This window comes from Streptosporangium longisporum (assembly GCF_039534895.1).
In the GTDB taxonomy this organism is placed as follows: domain Bacteria; phylum Actinomycetota; class Actinomycetes; order Streptosporangiales; family Streptosporangiaceae; genus Streptosporangium; species Streptosporangium longisporum.
The window spans coordinates 1,449,081-1,464,655 of sequence record NZ_BAAAWD010000006.1; the positions used below are offsets into that span (position 1 = coordinate 1,449,081).

The window sequence follows — 15,575 nt, forward strand, 5'->3', positions numbered from 1 at the left end:
TCAGCGAACGCCATCTGTCAGCCAAGGAGCAAGCCGTCATCCTGGCTCTTCTCACGCAAGATTTCCCCGGCGTGGAGGAACTTCGCGCTCAGGTCCCTTCGGCAATCGTGGCCGGACGGTGTGGGTGTGGATGTGCAACGGTGGATCTTCGGGCAGGAACAGGGCCACGTGCGCTCGCCTCCCCAGTACAAGACGGGGTACTGGTCTCCGCTGGCGTGCGCGGACGCGATGACGGTGTCCTGCTCTTCGTCGAGAACGGCCATCTTTCGTACCTTGAGATCTACACCGTCGACGACGAGCCGGCCTCACTCCCGCAGCCTGAAGATCTCACCGTTGACTCGCCAGGCTCCTGGAGGTGATGTTGTGGAGGCAATAAGGCTCAGATTCGACTCGTAAACCTACGGATTAAAAGTGGAGGCCTGCTCTTGCGCTGGTTGGTGTATTGACCTGCGATCCAAGGGGGCTGCCCGATCGGGGTGAACCGGGCGTTCCGCGTATGTTCCGGATCTTGTTGACGAGAGATCTACGGCCTTCGGCCGACTGAGCGGATGCGGGCCGGTTCGAGGCTTTGTGCATGGAGCCGGATGGCGAGGCATTCGCGGTGGGCGACGACGGCGGTGCTGCCGGGGCCGTCGGCGCTGTGGACGTCCATGGTCACGCCGTCGCCTCCTGGGCTCAAGACGACCAGCGTGCCGCAGAAGTCGCACCTCCATTGGAGGCATTCCAGGTCTTGGCTGCGCAGGCTCAACCGCGCCCAGGCAGGCGAGGTGTAGCGGCGAAGCTGCTGGACGACGGCCTCAACCTCGGCACCGACCGCAGGGTACTCCTCGGGAAGGGCGCGGGGGTTTCCCGATGGGCTGTCGATTACGGTGGCGTCCACGGACGCGCCGATGTCCTCATGGCCGGGGATCATCACGCTGATGCCCCACGGTTGATGGGTGGTCACCCGGGCCCGGACCGTTTGCCCGGGGACAAGGCCAGCCCCCGCGGCATCGAATCGACGCATCCAGCCATTCTCCTGCGTCGGACGCCTCGGCCGGACCGCTGCTTGGCAGCGTTGTAAGCTCACGAGCCTGATTCGGGCAGCGCACCTAGCCTCGTCTCCCTCGGCGGGTTGCTGACATCAGCTTGGGAAGTGCACGGGTCACCCCTTACGGGGCGGCTGACTTGGGCGTTCGGCCGGTCATGAGTGACCGTGGTTGACCCCTCGTCGCCCTATCTAATGGCACGGCGACTCAGCGCTCCGGCATGATGATTGGGTGAGTACCAGCAGCGAGAACATTGGCGACCGGTTTCGGGATCCGCTCACCCGGGTGGACCAGTTCACGGACAACGTCCTGGTGCGTTGTCCCGCTTGCGATGGTTGCGCGGTTGTGCTGAGGAATCTCGGTGACCCTGAGTATGGGCCGAAGACCAACTCCGGGGCGTTGCGGGCCCGTCGGCGGCTTCGGTGCGGGGCATGTGGGTTGTTCAAGGATGAGTTCATTTCGGCGTCCCTGACAGGTAGGCCGATCGACCCCTTCTTCCGGCTTCCGCTATGGCTTCAAGCCAACTGTCGCGGCCATGTCCTGTGGGCCTACAACGTTCAGCACCTTGATCTGCTGAAGTCCTACGTCGCGGCACGGTTGAGAGAACGACGCGCGGTGCCGGGTTCGATGAGCATGCTGGCTCGCCTTCCGACATGGTTGAAGTCGGCTAAGAACCGTGACGAGGTGTTACGGGCTATAAGCAGAATGCGGGCGTCACTTCCCCATTCGCGACGGCCATGCGACACACTCGCCCGCTGACCTCCTCAGAGCCACAGCGCTCCGCCGGAGGCGTCGGGTTTTCCGCAAAGGATGTCTGGTGCACGCTGTCAGCTTGGGGACCATCTACTGACCTTGCCGCCTTGAGCTGGGAGAACGGGGGTGCAGGTAAGGGCGGGTCGAGTCCCCGTGGTTCCCCGTGAGTGACCGCGGTTCCCCGCCTGTTCTGGCACGGATCTGGCACGCGATCAAGGTACCCATCTCCTCCTTATCCGGCCTTGGAAGATGCTGGCTGGACGTGAACGCGAGCTGCCCCGTGTGCCTCTGTTGCGACACAAACCCAATCGCCACGCCTGTCATGATGGCCCGGTGTTCCGCGAAACTGGTGATCTTCCAGGTGCCTGGTACTACCTCAAGAGCGATCAAGGGCGACGCCAGGTGCTGGAAAGCGAGCTGGTGAATGAGTGTGGCAGTGATCAACACCCCATGTTCGGGCAGCGAGTTGAGGTCGTGGCTTGCTGTGGAACGTGTGACGAAGTGTTGTTCAAGCTCCTCGATCAGCAAGGTTGGGCGATCGTGCACCTCACATGGCGCAGGGAGACAGATTCATCCTGGCCGGCATGCGAAGTGGTGGGGAGCTGGTCGAACGTACTTGAAGAGATGATCGATCATGGTCACTGACAACCAGTTTGGAAGATCTCGGTACGCGATCCTCTGACCTGCTGCGTTCCAGATCAGAGGTGGTCTCGCCTTGCCCGTGAGTCCCCGTGATTCCCCCCTGTTGACCCTCCTGACGGGCACGCAACAGGCACGGCCTGAGAACCCCGTACGAACGCACACACCTCTCCTGTCGGATCTTCCCGTCGCCGTCGTCCCACCCTCCGGGGAGCGGGCCGGGGCCAGGGGTCAAGGTGGAGCACCCCACCGGACGAACGACCTTGACCCCTGGCCCCGGTCTGCTCGGCTTGCCCTGGGACGACGGCGACGGGAAGATCCGGCCCCAGCCATTCACGAACTCGGCTATTGCTCCTGGCGATCATCCCGGAGCCGGAGTGCCCCTGCCGGAGGCACGTGGTTTTTAAGAGCGGTAGATCAGGGGCGCACGAATGTCGGAGGTGATCGTTACTTTGGCGGCATACCTGAGGAAGACGGCTGGGAGTGGTGCGGATGGAGATCACATACGCCGACGTCGCTTGGCTGGCCGAAGCCTATGAGTTGGGCGACGTGTGGTGCCTGACCTTCGTGTGGGGGCTCGACGAGGCCGAGGCGCTTCGACGCGTGGGCGCCACAGAGGAGAGCATTCGGCCGCTCACGTATGAAGATCTGGATGATGAAGGGCTGTTCCCCGACACGGTTTTAGCCGGGAGGCTGGGCGGCTGGACCGTGCTCATCGAGAAAGGCGGATGGCAGGCGACAGAACGCGATGCCGTACGGGCCCTGTCGGCCGCGACAGAGGTTGTGTCGGTCCTGCGCCACGACCACGCGACCGACAACTTCGTATACGCCCGCGACGGAGAGACAGTGACCTCCTTCAACCCCACGATTCCCGCATGGCGCTACGGGAGTGAGGGGCCACGGCGATTCCGGACAGCCGTCTTATGGGCGTAGCCTATGCGGCTGCTGGGGTTGAAAGGGACTCGTTGAGTACTTCCAGGGGCGGCCGGTAGCCGAGCGCCGAATGCAGGCGCCGGCGGTTGTAGAACCCTTCGATGTAGCGGATGACCTGCCGTCTTGCCTTGGCCCGGGTGGTGAAGACGAAGCGGTGCAGCCATTCGTTCTTGAGCGCGGCAAAGAACGACTCGGCCATCGCGTTGTCGTAGCAGACCCCGGTGCGGCCGACCGAGCGGCGGATGTCCAACCCGGCCAGGAAACGGCCGAACTCGTTGCTGGTGTAGTTCGAGCCGCGATCGGCGTGGAATATGGCTCCGGGCTGGAGCAGGCCGGTGCCGGCGGCCATCTGGATCGCGGCCTTGATCAGGTCGGTGCGGTAGTGGTCGGCCATCGCCCAGCCTAGGACCGCTTTGCTGTGGCAGTCGATCACGGTGGCCAGATACAAAAAGCCCTCCCAGGTGCGGATATAGGTGATGTCGCCGACCAGCTTGGTGCCCGGCCGGGTTGCGGTGAAGTCGCGGCCGAGTAGGTCGGGGATGCCGCGAAAGTCGCCCTGAACGGTGGTGGTGGGCCGAAACGCCCGCACCTGGGCCGGGACCAGGCCCTGGGTGCGCATCAACGCGCGGACCAGTTCGGCCGAGCAGTGCTCGCCCCGGCGCAGCAGGGCGGCGTGGACCCGCCGGTAGCCATAGGTTTCGTGCGAGTCGGCGAAGACCTCGGCGGCCAGCTGGGTGAGCAACGCGCGGCGTTGCGCGGTGGCCGAGGCCGGCCGCTCGCGCCATTCGTAGTAGCCCGAGCGGGACACGTTCAGCCAGGTGCACATCCGGGCGATGGCGTGGTGGGCCTTCTCCGCATCGATCAGCTCGTACTTGGCGAGCGTCATCGACTCTCGGCCGCGAAGAAGGCGGCTGCTTTTTTCAAGAACGCCAGCTTCTCTCGCAGCTCGGCGTTCTCTCGCTCCAGCTCCCGGATCCGGGCCCGCTCCGGCCCGGAGACCGGCTGCTCATCTGGGCCGTGCACAACCCGATGCCGAGTCACCCAACTGCCCAAGGTGCTGGCGTTGATGCCGAACTCCCGGGCCACCGCCGCGACTGTGCGATCACCCTCCAGCACCATACGGACGGCTTCTTCCTTGAACTCGGGTGAGAACTGCCTGCGACGTCTCGTCACGTGCCTACCTCTTCCAGACTTCTGTCAGCTTATGCAGCCGACTGTCCGGAATCTGCTAGGCGCCTCAGGAGCGACCCTGATCGTTTTGTGAACACCATGAGAGCCGCGGGCCTCGATCCCGCACACACGCCGGGAAGCGAGGACAAACACGGGAACGCCGATCATCCGGCAGTGGGCAGGGCCTTGCTACTTGCAGCACGGCTGACTCGCGTTGTCCTGACTCCGGAGGTCTTGCGCGGGCCATTGCTGGGCGGTGTCGTCCGTTCACCGGTTTAGGGCTCATGCGGCGGCGTGCCGGTGGCCGGTGCGTTCGTTGGGTACGGCGAGTGCGCGGGTCGGTGGACGGCCCGGGCCGCCGCCGGCCGGGACCGGCGCCCACGCCGCGCGCCCGGACGGCGTGCGGCAGAGGGCCGGGTACGGCGGCGCGGCGCGCCGCCGCTTGACACCCACACCGGCACGGTCGAGTCGTTCAACATCCCCTGCGGTGCCACCCAGGAAGCCAAGTGCCCGCCGTGCGCCATGCGCAACAAGCAACTACGTAAGGCTCAGTGCCGTGAGGGCTGGCATCTGGAGGCCGAGCCCGTCGCCGAACCCCACCCCTCCACCGACGACCAGAAATGGTTGATCGAGTTCCGGGCTGATGTTCAAGCCAAGCGGGACGAGGCCGAACGCAACGGCGAAGAGGTCACCGACTGGGACGAGGCCATCGCGGGTATCGACGCCGAGATCAACGCCGCCGGCATGCGCGGCAACGTCCTGGGCGGCCGATCAACTCCCAAGCGCTCCCGCTCGACCAGACGACGCCAAGACGCCCCCGACCTGCCCAAGCGGGCCAAGCAGGACACCACCCTGGGCCGGACGTTCATCGCCTCCGATGGCAAGGTCTACCGGCCCTCGCTGTTCGTCACCCTGACGCTTCCCTCCTACGGGCGCGTGCGCAACGGCGTCCCGGTCGACCCGACCACCTACGACTACGCTCGCGCGGCCCGCGACGCCCTGCACTTCTCCAAGCTCGTCGACCGCTTCGTGCAGAACCTCCGCCGGGTGGCCGGCTACGACGTGCAGTACTTCGCCTCCGTCGAACCACAAAAACGCCTCGCCCCGCACCTGCACATGGCCATCCGCGGCACCATGCCCCGCGCGGAAGTCAAAGCCATCGCCGCCGCGACCTACCACCAGGTGTGGTGGCCATCGGTCGACGAAGTTCGCTTCGACGGCGACCACCTGCCCCTCTGGGCGCCCCGGGCCGAACAGGCTGAGCCCTACCCGGACGGGCAGACCGGCGACTACCTCGACCCGGCCACCGGCGAACTCCTACCCACCTGGGACCAGGCACTCGACCAGCTCGACACCGACGAGACGGCCGAACCGCTGCACATGGTCCGCTTCGGCGCTCAAGCCGATGTTCAGGGTGTCCTGGCCGGATCGCCCGATGCCGACCAGTGCCTCATCTACCTGTCCAAATACCTGACCAAGAACCTCGGCGACCCCCTCGATGCCAAGGACATCGGCGACCACGCCCGCCGCGACCACGTCACCCGCATGGTCGAAGCACTGCGCTACGAACCCTGCTCACCCACCTGCGCGAACTGGCTGCGCTACGGCATCCAGCCCAAGGGCGCCAAAGCCGGCATGCTGCCGGGCCGCTGCAAGGGCAAGGCACACAAGGCCGAACACCTCGGCTACGCAGGCCGTCGCGTCCTGGTCTCACGCAAGTGGTCCAACAAGACCCTGCGCGAACACAAGCAGGACCGCCGGGCCTGGGTGCTCGACATGCTCGGCCTTCCCGACGACACCGTGACCGACCCGCACCGCTACGTCTGGCGGCCGGTCTCTTCCAAAGACCCCAACCGCACCCCACTGGCCAAACGGCTGCTGCGCGAGGTCGCCAACCGCCGACGCACCCGCGCACGCCTGATCGAACTTCAAGCCAGAGCAGACGGACGACCGATCGAAGATCTTTCAGCAATCGAGACTCGGGAGGCAGCGTGAGCAAGAACCGCGACCAGCTCATGACCGTTCCGGAAGTCCTCGACGAACTGGGCGGGGTGTCTCGGCGCACCTTCTACCGCTGGCGGGAGATCGGCCACGCTCCACAGGGCTTCAAGCTCCCTAACGGGGAGATCCGCATCTACCGCAGCGAGTTCACCGCCTGGCTTGAGACCCTGCGGGAGGCGGCGTGAACACCTCCTACGACGTGAAGTTCTGGGAAGTTCGACGGAATCAATCCAGTAAGACCGCGTCATATGAGATTCGCTGGAAGGTCGGTGGCCGTCAAAAGTCCAAGACCCTGCGAACGAAGGCTCTCGCCGAGAGCTTCCTGTCGGATCTCCGCCAAGCGGCCAGGCGGGGCGAAGCCTTCGACATGGAAACCGGATTGCCCACATCCATGGCCAAGGTGAAGAACGCGGTCACCTGGTTTGCCTTCGTCATGGCGTACGTGGACATGAAGTGGCCGCACGCGGCGGCCAAGACGAGAGACAGCCTCACTGACGCTCTGGCGACCATCACCCCTGCCCTCGTCGACGAGAATGCATTGGGAAAGCCTGAGCCGCTCATTCTCCGGGAGGCTCTGCGGCAGCATGCCCTTCCTCCGGTTTCCCGGCAGTCGGAGCGTCCCGAAGGCATCCGAGCGGCTCTCGCATGGCTTGAGCGTCATTCCCTCTCTGTGGCCGACCTGTCCAAGGTCCGCAATGTACGTCTCGGGCTCGACGCGCTGACGCTCAACCTCGACGGTGGGGCTGCGGCGGCTACCACGATCGCCCGTAAGCGGTCGGTCTTCTACAACGCTCTTCAGTACGCCGTGGACCTGGAGGAACTGCCTTCCAACCCGATCGACAAGGTGAAAGCGTGGAAACCTCCAAAGGTCCGGGAGGTCGTTGATCGGCGCGTGGTGGTCAACCCGGTCCAGGCGCGCGAGTTGCTCACCGCGGTGACCTACGTGAGCCGTTTCGACCGTGGCCGGCACCTGCGTGGCTTCTTCGCCTGCCTCTACTTCGCCGGTCTCCGCCCGGCCGAAGCACTCGGGCTCCGCAAGCAGGACTGTCACCTTCCCGTGACCGGCTGGGGGCGGCTCGTCCTGGCCAAGTCCAAGCCGCAGACGAACAAGAAGTGGACCGACAGTGGTGAGGCTCACGACGATCGGGGCCTGAAGCACCGGGCCGAGGACGAGGGCCGTCCCGTGCCGATCCCACCTGAGCTGGTGGCCATCCTGCGGGAGCACATCGAGGAGTTCGGCATCCACGAGGATGGCCGGCTGTTCCGTAGCTCTCGCGGTGGCGTGATCTCCATCGGGACCTACTGCGAGGTGTGGAGAGCGGCCCGGAACCTGGCATTGACCCCCGAACAGGTCGCCTCCCCTCTAGCGGCACGGCCGTACGACCTACGACACGCGGCCGTCTCGCTCTGGCTCAACGCCGGGGTGGCGGCTCCCGACGTGGCCGAGCGGGCGGGACATGGTGTGGATGTGCTGCTCAGGGTCTACGCCAAGTGCATTGACGGAGGCGCGGAGATCGCCAATCGCAGGATCGAGGATGCGCTGGCCGCGTGACTCGCCGTTCGGCGAAGAGGCCTCGGAAACACCGGGGTCTCTTCTGCTCTATCAAGGTGCGCCGAAGTCACGATAAGTATCCGCCGAACTCGTGCTCCATGAGGTCCCAGAACGACTTGTAGCGGGTCTCGCCCGAGCGCCAGATCGCGAAGTCCCATGCCTCCCACTCGCCGTCCGGTCCGACGACGTGCGGATTGAGCAGGTACACCTGCCCTTCGATGTACTCGGATATGTAGAGGCTGCCGGACATGGACTCCTGATGGAGATACCACTGATCCTGCGGGTCGTGATCGTCCTCCAAGTGATCCCAGATCCGGGCGAGTTCTGGATCGACATCACGGGTCCAACCGACTTCGGCCAGGGGCATCAGGCGGAGAGACGCATGGCTGTACTCGTCCCAGCCATTGGTGACCTGGAGGAACTCCCGATAGCTTGGCGGCAGACGCATGCCGAGGCGTTCTTCGTGTCGCGCGATCTCGGCCTCTCCGGCACCCGGCGCGCCGAGCCAGGTCGCACGGCCGAATCCGTCGTCCGGACCTCCTCGCTGTTCCGGCGGAATAGCCCTGTACTCGGCGAAGTACTTCTGGGCCGCGTCGTTCACGGTACGGAGAAGGTCACCCCAGGGGTAACGGGGGGTGTTGGAGATCGCCATGGCGAGGACCCTAACGGTCACACCCGACAGCTCAGCCGATGTAAGGCGCAACCGTCCCACCTGACCGGTTTTGCTTCTGCCCTCGGTTTCCCTGTATCAGCCGCCCGCCTCACTCCGGCCCTCGTCGAGCCTGGCCAGCAACAGCCTCACACCGGGACGATGCCCACCGCCTCCGGACGGATCATCGGCAACGCGGCGGAGCATGTCCGTGGCATCACGGACGCGCCTCACGATTCCTTCGATGAGGCCGACAGACCCGGTCGACGGGTCCTCGTAGGTCTCGAACCCCGGCTCGGGACAGAAGCATCCCCACCAGTCCAGCAGCGCGTTCAACGACTCCTGCCGGGGTGGCCCCGGCCGTTTCCCGATCGCCTCCAGAAGCACGCTCGCCGCGGGAACGGCGGCCGGGTAGAGGGTTCCGGCATGGTCGTTCGTGACCGCGGTACCGGAGATCGGCCAGCGCGCGGGCGGCCTGCCGAGCGTCTGTGGACCCGGCCAGTGCCTCCATCGCCGCTCGGGCGGCATCCGGGAGATACCAGGTCGGTCCCGGTATCTGGTCCCAATCCATATGATCCATGGCTCCCCTCCCGATTCTCGGGGCAGGATTCTCGCGCGCGACCTGCGGGAACGTCTCAAGATCCATCCCGCATATATCCCGCGAACACCGGCCGAGAGCCACTCAGAGCGGCATACGGCTGCATACCCCGGAAACGATCAACGGCGCCCGATCCGGGGGAAGCCCCTGGTCAGACGCCGTTCTACGTGCTCAGCGGAGAGCGTGGGATTCGAACCCACGAGACCGGTCACCCGGCCTAGCGGTTTTCAAGACCGCCGCCATCGTCCACTAGGCGAGCTCTCCTGGTGACACGTCCGGAGAACGTGTCAGATTGCACCCTAGTCTCTCATTGGCCCGGGGGTGCCCGGGACCCGGCGGGCGCCCGTGTCCTTTCAGGCACGGGGCGGCCGCCGGGTGCGGATCAGGGCTGGGGACCGGCGAAACCGTCGCCGACCGAGGCGGCCAGGCGGAGGTAGGAGTCGCGGGTGGCGGCCTGGAGCCTCTCCAGGTCGATCTCCGCCCCCTCCTCCAGGTGCGGGTCGTAGGGAACGCGGATGACCGCCCGGCAGCGGGCCGCGAAGTGGGCTTCCAGGCGGTCGAGGTCGACGGTCGACTTCGAGCGCGGGCGGACGCTGCACAGCACCACGGTGGCCGAGCGTACGAGCTCCTCGTAGTGGTGGGCCTCCAGCCAGTCGAGGGTCGCCGATGCGGCACGGGCGCCGTCCACGGACGGGGAGCTGACCAGGACGAGCTGGTCGGCCAGGCCGAGCACACCGGACATGGCCGAGTGGAGCAGGCCGGTGCCGCAGTCGGTGATGCAGATCGAGTAGAAGTTCTCCAGGACCTGGGAGACCGACTGGTAGTCGGACGCGCTGAACGCCTCCGACACCGACGGGTCACGGTCGGAGGCGAGGATCTCCAGGCGTGACGGGGCCTGCGAGGTGAAGGCCCGGATGTCGACGTACCTCTTGATCTGCTGGCGCTCGTTGAGCAGGTCGCGGACCGTGGCGGAGGTCTCCAGTTCCACCTTGTCCGACAGGGTGCCCCGGTCGGGGTTGGCGTCGACCGCGATGACCCGGTCGCCGCGGACCTGGGCGAGGGTGGCGCCGAGGCCGACCGTGGTGGTGGTCTTGCCGACACCGCCCTTGAGGCTGAGCACGGCGACGCGATGATGGCCGGTGGCCACCGGGGTACGGGCGCGTGCGACCAGTTCCCTGCGCCGGCGGACCTCGGGGGACTCACCGGGCTTGATCAGCCCGGCGGACGCCTTGAAGATCAGCTTCCGCCAGCCCCCGGAGGGGCCGTTGCGGCGTCCCCTGAGCAGGGACTCCGGGTCCAGGCTGTCGGCCGACTGCCGGGGACCGGTTCCGGGGGTGTGCTGCCTGGCGGGAGCGCCGAAGGCCGGAGCCGGAGCCGTCTGGCGGCGGCGCGGCTGGTAGGGCTCGCGGGCCGGCTCGGCCGCCTCCGTGCCCGGCGCGAAGGGGTTCTCCCCTCCCGGCGCGAAGGGGGTCTTGCGCTCGGGGACGAAGGGGGTCTTGCGCTCGGACGTGAAGGGGGTCTCACGCTCGGGGGCGAAAGGGGTCTCGCGCTCGGTCGCGAAGGGGGTCTCCCTCGTCGGCGCGAAGGGGGTCTCCCGTTCGGTGCGGAACGGGTTCTCCGGCTCCGTGGGCGGGACGTTCTCCCGTTCCGTCACCGGCGCGTCCTGGCCGGGTGCGAAGGCGGAGAACGTGGAGGGGGACGAGGCGGGCGCGGCGCCGGTACGCTCCGCGCCGAACGAGCCGGAGAGGGGACGCTCCGGCGAGGCCGGGACCTCGGCCCGGTCCGTGCCGAAGGACTCCGGCGCCCGGAACGACTCACCACGATCGGAGCCACGATCAGAACCACGATCGGCGCCGCGGTCCGTCCCGCGTTCGGAGCCGCGCTCGGGGGTGGACGGGGAGGCGGCGGACGGGGAGGACGGGGAGGACGGGAAACGCTCGGGTGCCTCCTTCGCCGTGCCCGTCGCGGATTCGAAGATCGTCCGGTCGCGGTCGTGCTCGGCGCCGATCGCGGGGAAGCGCTCGGCCGCCGGGGCACCCGCGACGAAACGGTCCTCCCTGGGGGTCCCCGTCACGGTACGGCCACCGTCGGCCGTGCCGGAGGCGGGCCGGTCGTCGTCGGGGAGACGGCCGGGCCGGTCGGACTCGGACCCGCCGGCCGGAAGGCCGGCACCGACGGGACGGTCCGCGCTCGCCGGGGTGGAGCTCGTACGGTCCGCCTCGGTACGGCCGAAGGAGAACCTGCCGGTGTCCGCGTCCGCCGGGTCCTTGCCGCCGAAGGCGAACCGCTCGGTCTCGGGGGCGGCGGGTCGTGCGGGCTCGGGATCGAAGGATCCGCCCGGGGGCGCGGCGGGGGTGAAGGGTTCGACCTGATCGGCCGGACGCTGGGGCTGTTCGAACAGACCGCGGGACGGCTCCTGGGCGGGCGCCGCGAACGGGGTGCGGATGTGCGGCTCGGTGAAGTCGCCCGGTCCCCGGTCGTCGGGCTCGTCGGGCTCCTGGCGCGGCAGCGGCTTGAGCGGGGCGAGGAAGCCGTCGTCCTGCCTGCCGGAGGCCGGCGCGGGCACGGTGAAGGAACTCGCCGTCTCGGAGGCCTCCAGCCACTCGGCCGCGTCGGCGTCCTCGACCGGCGGTTCGGCCACGACCTCGGGCGTACCCGCGGCCGGGTGGGCCGAGTCGACGGCCGCGCGGAACAACGGCGAGGAGGTCGTGTCGGGCTCGGTCGGGACCAGGCTCCAAGGATCCTTGGGGTACGGCGAGACGACGGCGTCGTCCACCGTGGTGGACGTCACCGCCAGGGCGGGCGCCTCCTCCTGCTCCTTGATGGCGTCAAGCCAGGCGAGCTGTTCCTCGAGAGATTCCTCACGATCGTGTCTTGCCACCGTGTTCCCCCTCGGGATGGGCATAAAAGGGCAGCAAACACATAGCAGGTTAACGCCCTGTGTTCTTGTCAACGCGAGCAACCACCAAGTTGAAGCTCAGCGGATACCTTTGTTCACATGCGCGCCATCGTGATCGATAAACCCGGCGGACCGGAAGTCCTGGCCTGGCGGCAGGTCCCCGACCCGGCCGTCGGGCCCGGTGACGTCCTGATCGAGGTGACCGCCTCGGCCGTCAACAGGGCCGACACGCTGCAGAGACAGGGCGCCTACGATCCGCCGCCCGGCGCGTCGCCGTACCCGGGGCTGGAGTGTTCCGGTGTGGTCGGCGCGGTGGGGCGCGACGTCGAGGGGTTCGCTCCGGGTGACCGGGTGTGCGCACTCCTCAGTGGCGGCGGGTACGCCGAGCGGGTGGCCGTGCCCTGGCAGCAGGTCATGCGGGTGCCCGAGGGCGTCGAGCTGGACGAGGCGGCCGGCCTGCCCGAGGTGGCGTGCACGGTGTGGTCCAACGTCTTCATGACCGCGCGCCTGCGCAAGGGGGAGACCCTCCTGGTCCACGGGGGCGCCAGCGGGATCGGCACCATGGCGGTGCAGCTGGCCAAGGCGTTCGGCTCCCGCGTGGTCGTCACCGCCGGATCTCCCGAGAAGATCGCCCGCTGCCTGGAGCTCGGGGCCGACGAGGGGATCGACTACCGGCGCGAGGACTTCTCCGAGAGGGTACGGGCCGATGTGATCCTCGACATCATGGGCGGCGCCTACCTCGCGGGCAACGTCAAGGCGCTGGAGACGGGCGGGCGGCTGGTCGTGATCGGGCTGCAGGGCGGCGCGAAGGGCGAGCTGAACCTGGGAGCCCTGCTGGCGAAGCGGGCCTCGGTGCACGCCACCACGCTGCGTGCCCGCCCGGTCGACGAGAAGGGGGTCATCGTGCGCGGGGTCGTGCAGAACGTCTGGCCGCTGGTCGACGCGGGGGCGATCCGGCCGGTCGTGCACGCCCGGGTGCCGATGAGCGACGCGGCCGAGGCGCACCGGATCCTGGAAGCCGGAGAACACATCGGGAAAATCCTGCTAGTAAGTTGAGGCTATGAACGCTGAGGAGAACACCCCGCACATCGTGGTCGTGGGTCCCCAGGGCTCCCAGTCCGAGGCGGACGGCGAGAGCCGGTCGATCGCGGACCTGGTCGAGCAGCCCGCGAAGGTGATGCGCATCGGAAGCATGATCCGTCAGCTCCTGGAGGAGGTGCGGGCGGCTCCCCTGGACGAGGCCAGCCGCAAGCGGCTCAAGGAGATCCACGAGAGCTCCATCAAGGAGCTCGAGGACGGGCTCGCGCCGGAGCTGGTCGACGAGCTGGAGCGGCTGTCGCTGCCGTTCACCGAGGACGTCAACGGCGCCCCGCCCAGCGAGGCGGAGCTCCGGGTCGCGCACGCGCAGCTGGTCGGCTGGCTGGAGGGGCTTTTCCACGGCATCCAGACCACGCTCTTCGCCCAGCAGATGGCGGCCCGTGCCCAGCTGGAGAACATGCGCAGGGCACTGCCCGGCGGCATGTCGTCCCTCCAGCAGCAGCAGGAGGGCGGCGGCCCGGCCACCTCGGGTCCCTACCTGTAGCCGGTCCGGCCCGGTACCCGTGGCGGGCACCGGGCCGATCGGCACGGGCCCGCGACCCGGGACCCGTGCCCCTCGGGACCGTGCCCTCGGGACCCGTGCCCCTCGGGCTCCTCGAAAGCCCGCGCCTCAGGAGCCGTAGAGCTTCTCCAGCACCTCGGCGACCCCGTCCTCGTCGTTGGTCCCGGTCACGTGATCGACCGAGGCCAGCACCTCGGGGTGGGCGTTGGCGACGGCGTACGCGGTACCGGCCCAGCGGAGCATCGGAAGGTCGTTGGGCATGTCGCCGAAGGCGATCACCTCGTGCGACCCGATGTCGCGGGTCATCGCCAGGTGGGCCAGCGCGGTGGCCTTCGTCACGTCGTGCGCGCTCATCTCGACCAGCGCACGCCCGCTGGAGTGGGTGGTGGTGACGAGGTCGCCGACCAGGCCGTGAACGGCCGCGTGGAGGATGTCCGGGTCCATCGTGGGGTGCAGGGCCAGCAGCTTGGCGCAGGGCCGCGAGGTGAGGGTGTTCGTACCGACCTGGAGCCCGGCGACCTCCCCGCTGTCCCATCCTCCGAGGAGGAAGTCCGACTCGTGGGCGAACCCGCCCTCGTACTCCACGGAGAAGGAGAGGTCGGGCACCTTCTCCCGCAGGCGCCGGACGACCTCTTCGAGCACGTCGGGGTGGATGAGGTGGGAGTCGACGATGCGCTCGGTGTGCAGGTCGTAGACCAGGGCGCCGTTGGCGCAGATGGCCAGCCCGCGGTGGCGTACGGCCCCGGCGACCGTGTGCATCCAGCGGGGCGGCCTGCCGGTCACGAAGACCAGGGTGGCCCCGGCGTTCTCCACAAGCGAAAAAGCGGCGACCGTACGGGAGGAGACGGTGCCGTCCGAGCGCAGCGCGGTGCCGTCGAGGTCGGTGGCGACCAGCCTGGGGCTTTGCATAACACGTCCCAGTCTGCACTGTGATGGGCGGTCTGTCGGCCCCGGGATCCCGTCGAAGGAATCTTCCTCGTGGCGGGAACACGGCCGGGCCGGATAGTGTTAGATGTGATGGCGTTGTATTAGCTGAATCCCGTTGTGAAAACCAGTTTTACTGAACCACCCGGGGCCCGCTGTACGACACATGGGGTTCATGAGGTGTGAATCCCGAAGTTTCAAATCCTGAGGGAGAGCTTTAATGGCTCAGGGAACCGTCAAGTGGTTCAACGCTGAAAAGGGCTTCGGCTTCATCGCACCGGACGGCGGTGCACCGGACGTGTTCGTGCACTTCTCCGAGATCCAGGGCAACGGCTACCGTAGCCTCGAAGACGGCCAGCGGGTCGAGTTCGAGATCACCCAGGGCCAGAAGGGCCCGCAGGCCTCGCAGGTCCGCGCCGTCTGACGCATAGACCTCTTGGTTGAACCAGGAAGGCGGGGTTCGCATCACGCGAACCCCGCCTTCTTCATGTCCGCGCTTCACGCCCGGGGCGATATGGAACGTGCCAGACGCCGCCTTTGTTGGAGCCGTCACCGGTCGACCGTCGCGTCCCTTCGGTCCTTTGATGTCCGCATGACCGGTTCGGGTGCCCGGCGGCCCTTACCGGAAGGTGATTCCCACCGGCGGACAAGGACCGGAAACCTTACCGGCGGGTGAGATTCTCACCGCGCGGCGGGCCCTTCGGCGACGGGCCGAATCGCACCGGTGAAGGACCCCCGTGCGGGGCTCCGCGCGGCGGACCGGACCCTTACCGGAAACGGCCGCCCTCGAAGGAGTTCTCACCCGGGGGAACCTCCCGGCCCCTCGGAC

The 15,575-nt window shown here is 67.5% G+C and carries 15 protein-coding genes and 1 tRNA gene; 9 read left to right on the top strand and 7 right to left on the bottom strand.

Going from position 1 to position 15,575, the window contains the following annotated elements; translation table 11 throughout:
• Positions 1-523 precede the first annotated feature (523 nt).
• Positions 524-1,006 carry a hypothetical protein gene (locus ABD832_RS10740; protein ID WP_344892069.1) on the bottom strand — a complete coding sequence of 161 codons (483 nt, stop codon included), beginning with the start codon at positions 1,004-1,006 and terminating at the stop codon, positions 524-526.
• Between the two features lie 1,108 nt (positions 1,007-2,114).
• On the opposite strand from ABD832_RS10740, the gene ABD832_RS10745 reads away from it, so the two are divergent.
• Positions 2,115-2,426: a hypothetical protein gene (locus ABD832_RS10745; RefSeq protein ID WP_344892072.1), complete on the top strand. Its 312-nt coding sequence runs from the start codon at positions 2,115-2,117 to the stop codon at positions 2,424-2,426.
• A gap of 486 nt (positions 2,427-2,912) precedes the next feature.
• A complete protein-coding gene (locus ABD832_RS10750) occupies positions 2,913-3,353 on the top strand; it encodes a DUF6461 domain-containing protein (protein WP_344892075.1) in 441 nt (146 codons plus the stop codon).
• A 1-nt stretch (position 3,354) separates the two neighbouring features.
• On the opposite strand, the gene ABD832_RS10755 is transcribed toward ABD832_RS10750, so the two are convergent.
• Positions 3,355-4,526 (bottom strand): IS3 family transposase gene (locus ABD832_RS10755; RefSeq protein WP_413224990.1). Its coding sequence is split into 2 segments (ribosomal slippage): positions 3,355-4,274 and positions 4,274-4,526, totalling 1,173 coding nucleotides; the frame shifts between segments, so codons are not numbered across the junction.
• Between ABD832_RS10755 and ABD832_RS42120 the strand changes: the two genes are divergently transcribed.
• Genes ABD832_RS42120 through ABD832_RS10770 form a run of 4 tightly spaced genes read left to right on the top strand, consistent with a single transcriptional unit; the run spans position 4,527 to position 8,076 of the window.
• Positions 4,527-4,802: a DUF6461 domain-containing protein gene (locus ABD832_RS42120; protein WP_413224959.1), complete on the top strand. Its 276-nt coding sequence runs from the start codon at positions 4,527-4,529 to the stop codon at positions 4,800-4,802.
• Positions 4,803-4,823: 21 nt separating this feature from the next.
• Entirely contained in the window at positions 4,824-6,518 is a 1,695-nt protein-coding gene (locus ABD832_RS10760; RefSeq protein ID WP_344893426.1) for a replication initiator, read from the top strand.
• Positions 6,515-6,709 carry a helix-turn-helix transcriptional regulator gene (locus ABD832_RS10765; protein ID WP_344892081.1) on the top strand — a complete coding sequence of 65 codons (195 nt, stop codon included), beginning with the start codon at positions 6,515-6,517 and terminating at the stop codon, positions 6,707-6,709. Before ABD832_RS10760 ends, ABD832_RS10765 begins: the two co-directional genes overlap by 4 nt.
• Positions 6,706-8,076, top strand: coding sequence for a tyrosine-type recombinase/integrase (locus tag ABD832_RS10770; protein WP_344892084.1), 1,371 nt, complete (start codon positions 6,706-6,708; stop codon positions 8,074-8,076). Before ABD832_RS10765 ends, ABD832_RS10770 begins: the two co-directional genes overlap by 4 nt.
• Positions 8,077-8,143: 67 nt before the next feature.
• Here the strand turns inward: ABD832_RS10770 and ABD832_RS10775 are convergent, their stop codons facing one another.
• The 4 genes from ABD832_RS10775 to ABD832_RS10790 form a co-directional block, all read right to left on the bottom strand.
• Positions 8,144-8,728 carry an SMI1/KNR4 family protein gene (locus ABD832_RS10775; protein WP_344892087.1) on the bottom strand — a complete coding sequence of 195 codons (585 nt, stop codon included), beginning with the start codon at positions 8,726-8,728 and terminating at the stop codon, positions 8,144-8,146.
• A gap of 96 nt (positions 8,729-8,824) precedes the next feature.
• Positions 8,825-9,061 (bottom strand): hypothetical protein, encoded by a 237-nt coding sequence (locus ABD832_RS10780; protein WP_344892090.1) that lies wholly within the window; start codon positions 9,059-9,061, stop codon positions 8,825-8,827.
• A gap of 437 nt (positions 9,062-9,498) precedes the next feature.
• A tRNA-Ser gene (locus ABD832_RS10785) sits at positions 9,499-9,587 on the bottom strand.
• A 118-nt stretch (positions 9,588-9,705) separates the two neighbouring features.
• Positions 9,706-12,204, bottom strand: coding sequence for a nucleotide-binding protein (locus tag ABD832_RS10790; protein WP_344892093.1), 2,499 nt, complete (start codon positions 12,202-12,204; stop codon positions 9,706-9,708).
• A 117-nt stretch (positions 12,205-12,321) separates the two neighbouring features.
• On the opposite strand from ABD832_RS10790, the gene ABD832_RS10795 reads away from it, so the two are divergent.
• Together ABD832_RS10795 and ABD832_RS10800 are read left to right on the top strand one after the other, a co-directional pair.
• Entirely contained in the window at positions 12,322-13,278 is a 957-nt protein-coding gene (locus ABD832_RS10795; RefSeq protein WP_344892096.1) for an NAD(P)H-quinone oxidoreductase, read from the top strand.
• 4 nt (positions 13,279-13,282) lie between these two features.
• On the top strand, positions 13,283-13,804 hold the full coding sequence (locus ABD832_RS10800) for a bacterial proteasome activator family protein (protein WP_344892099.1): 522 nt from the start codon (positions 13,283-13,285) through the stop codon (positions 13,802-13,804).
• 126 nt (positions 13,805-13,930) lie between these two features.
• Here ABD832_RS10800 and ABD832_RS10805 read toward each other — a convergent pair whose 3' ends face one another.
• Positions 13,931-14,731, bottom strand: a complete 801-nt coding sequence (locus tag ABD832_RS10805; RefSeq protein WP_344892102.1) for an HAD family hydrolase — start codon at positions 14,729-14,731, stop codon at positions 13,931-13,933.
• A 235-nt stretch (positions 14,732-14,966) separates the two neighbouring features.
• Between ABD832_RS10805 and ABD832_RS10810 the strand changes: the two genes are divergently transcribed.
• The gene (locus ABD832_RS10810; protein WP_012886943.1) at positions 14,967-15,170 is read left to right on the top strand and encodes a cold-shock protein; all 204 of its coding nucleotides are present in this window, start codon (positions 14,967-14,969) and stop codon (positions 15,168-15,170) included.
• Positions 15,171-15,575: the final 405 nt, after the last annotated feature.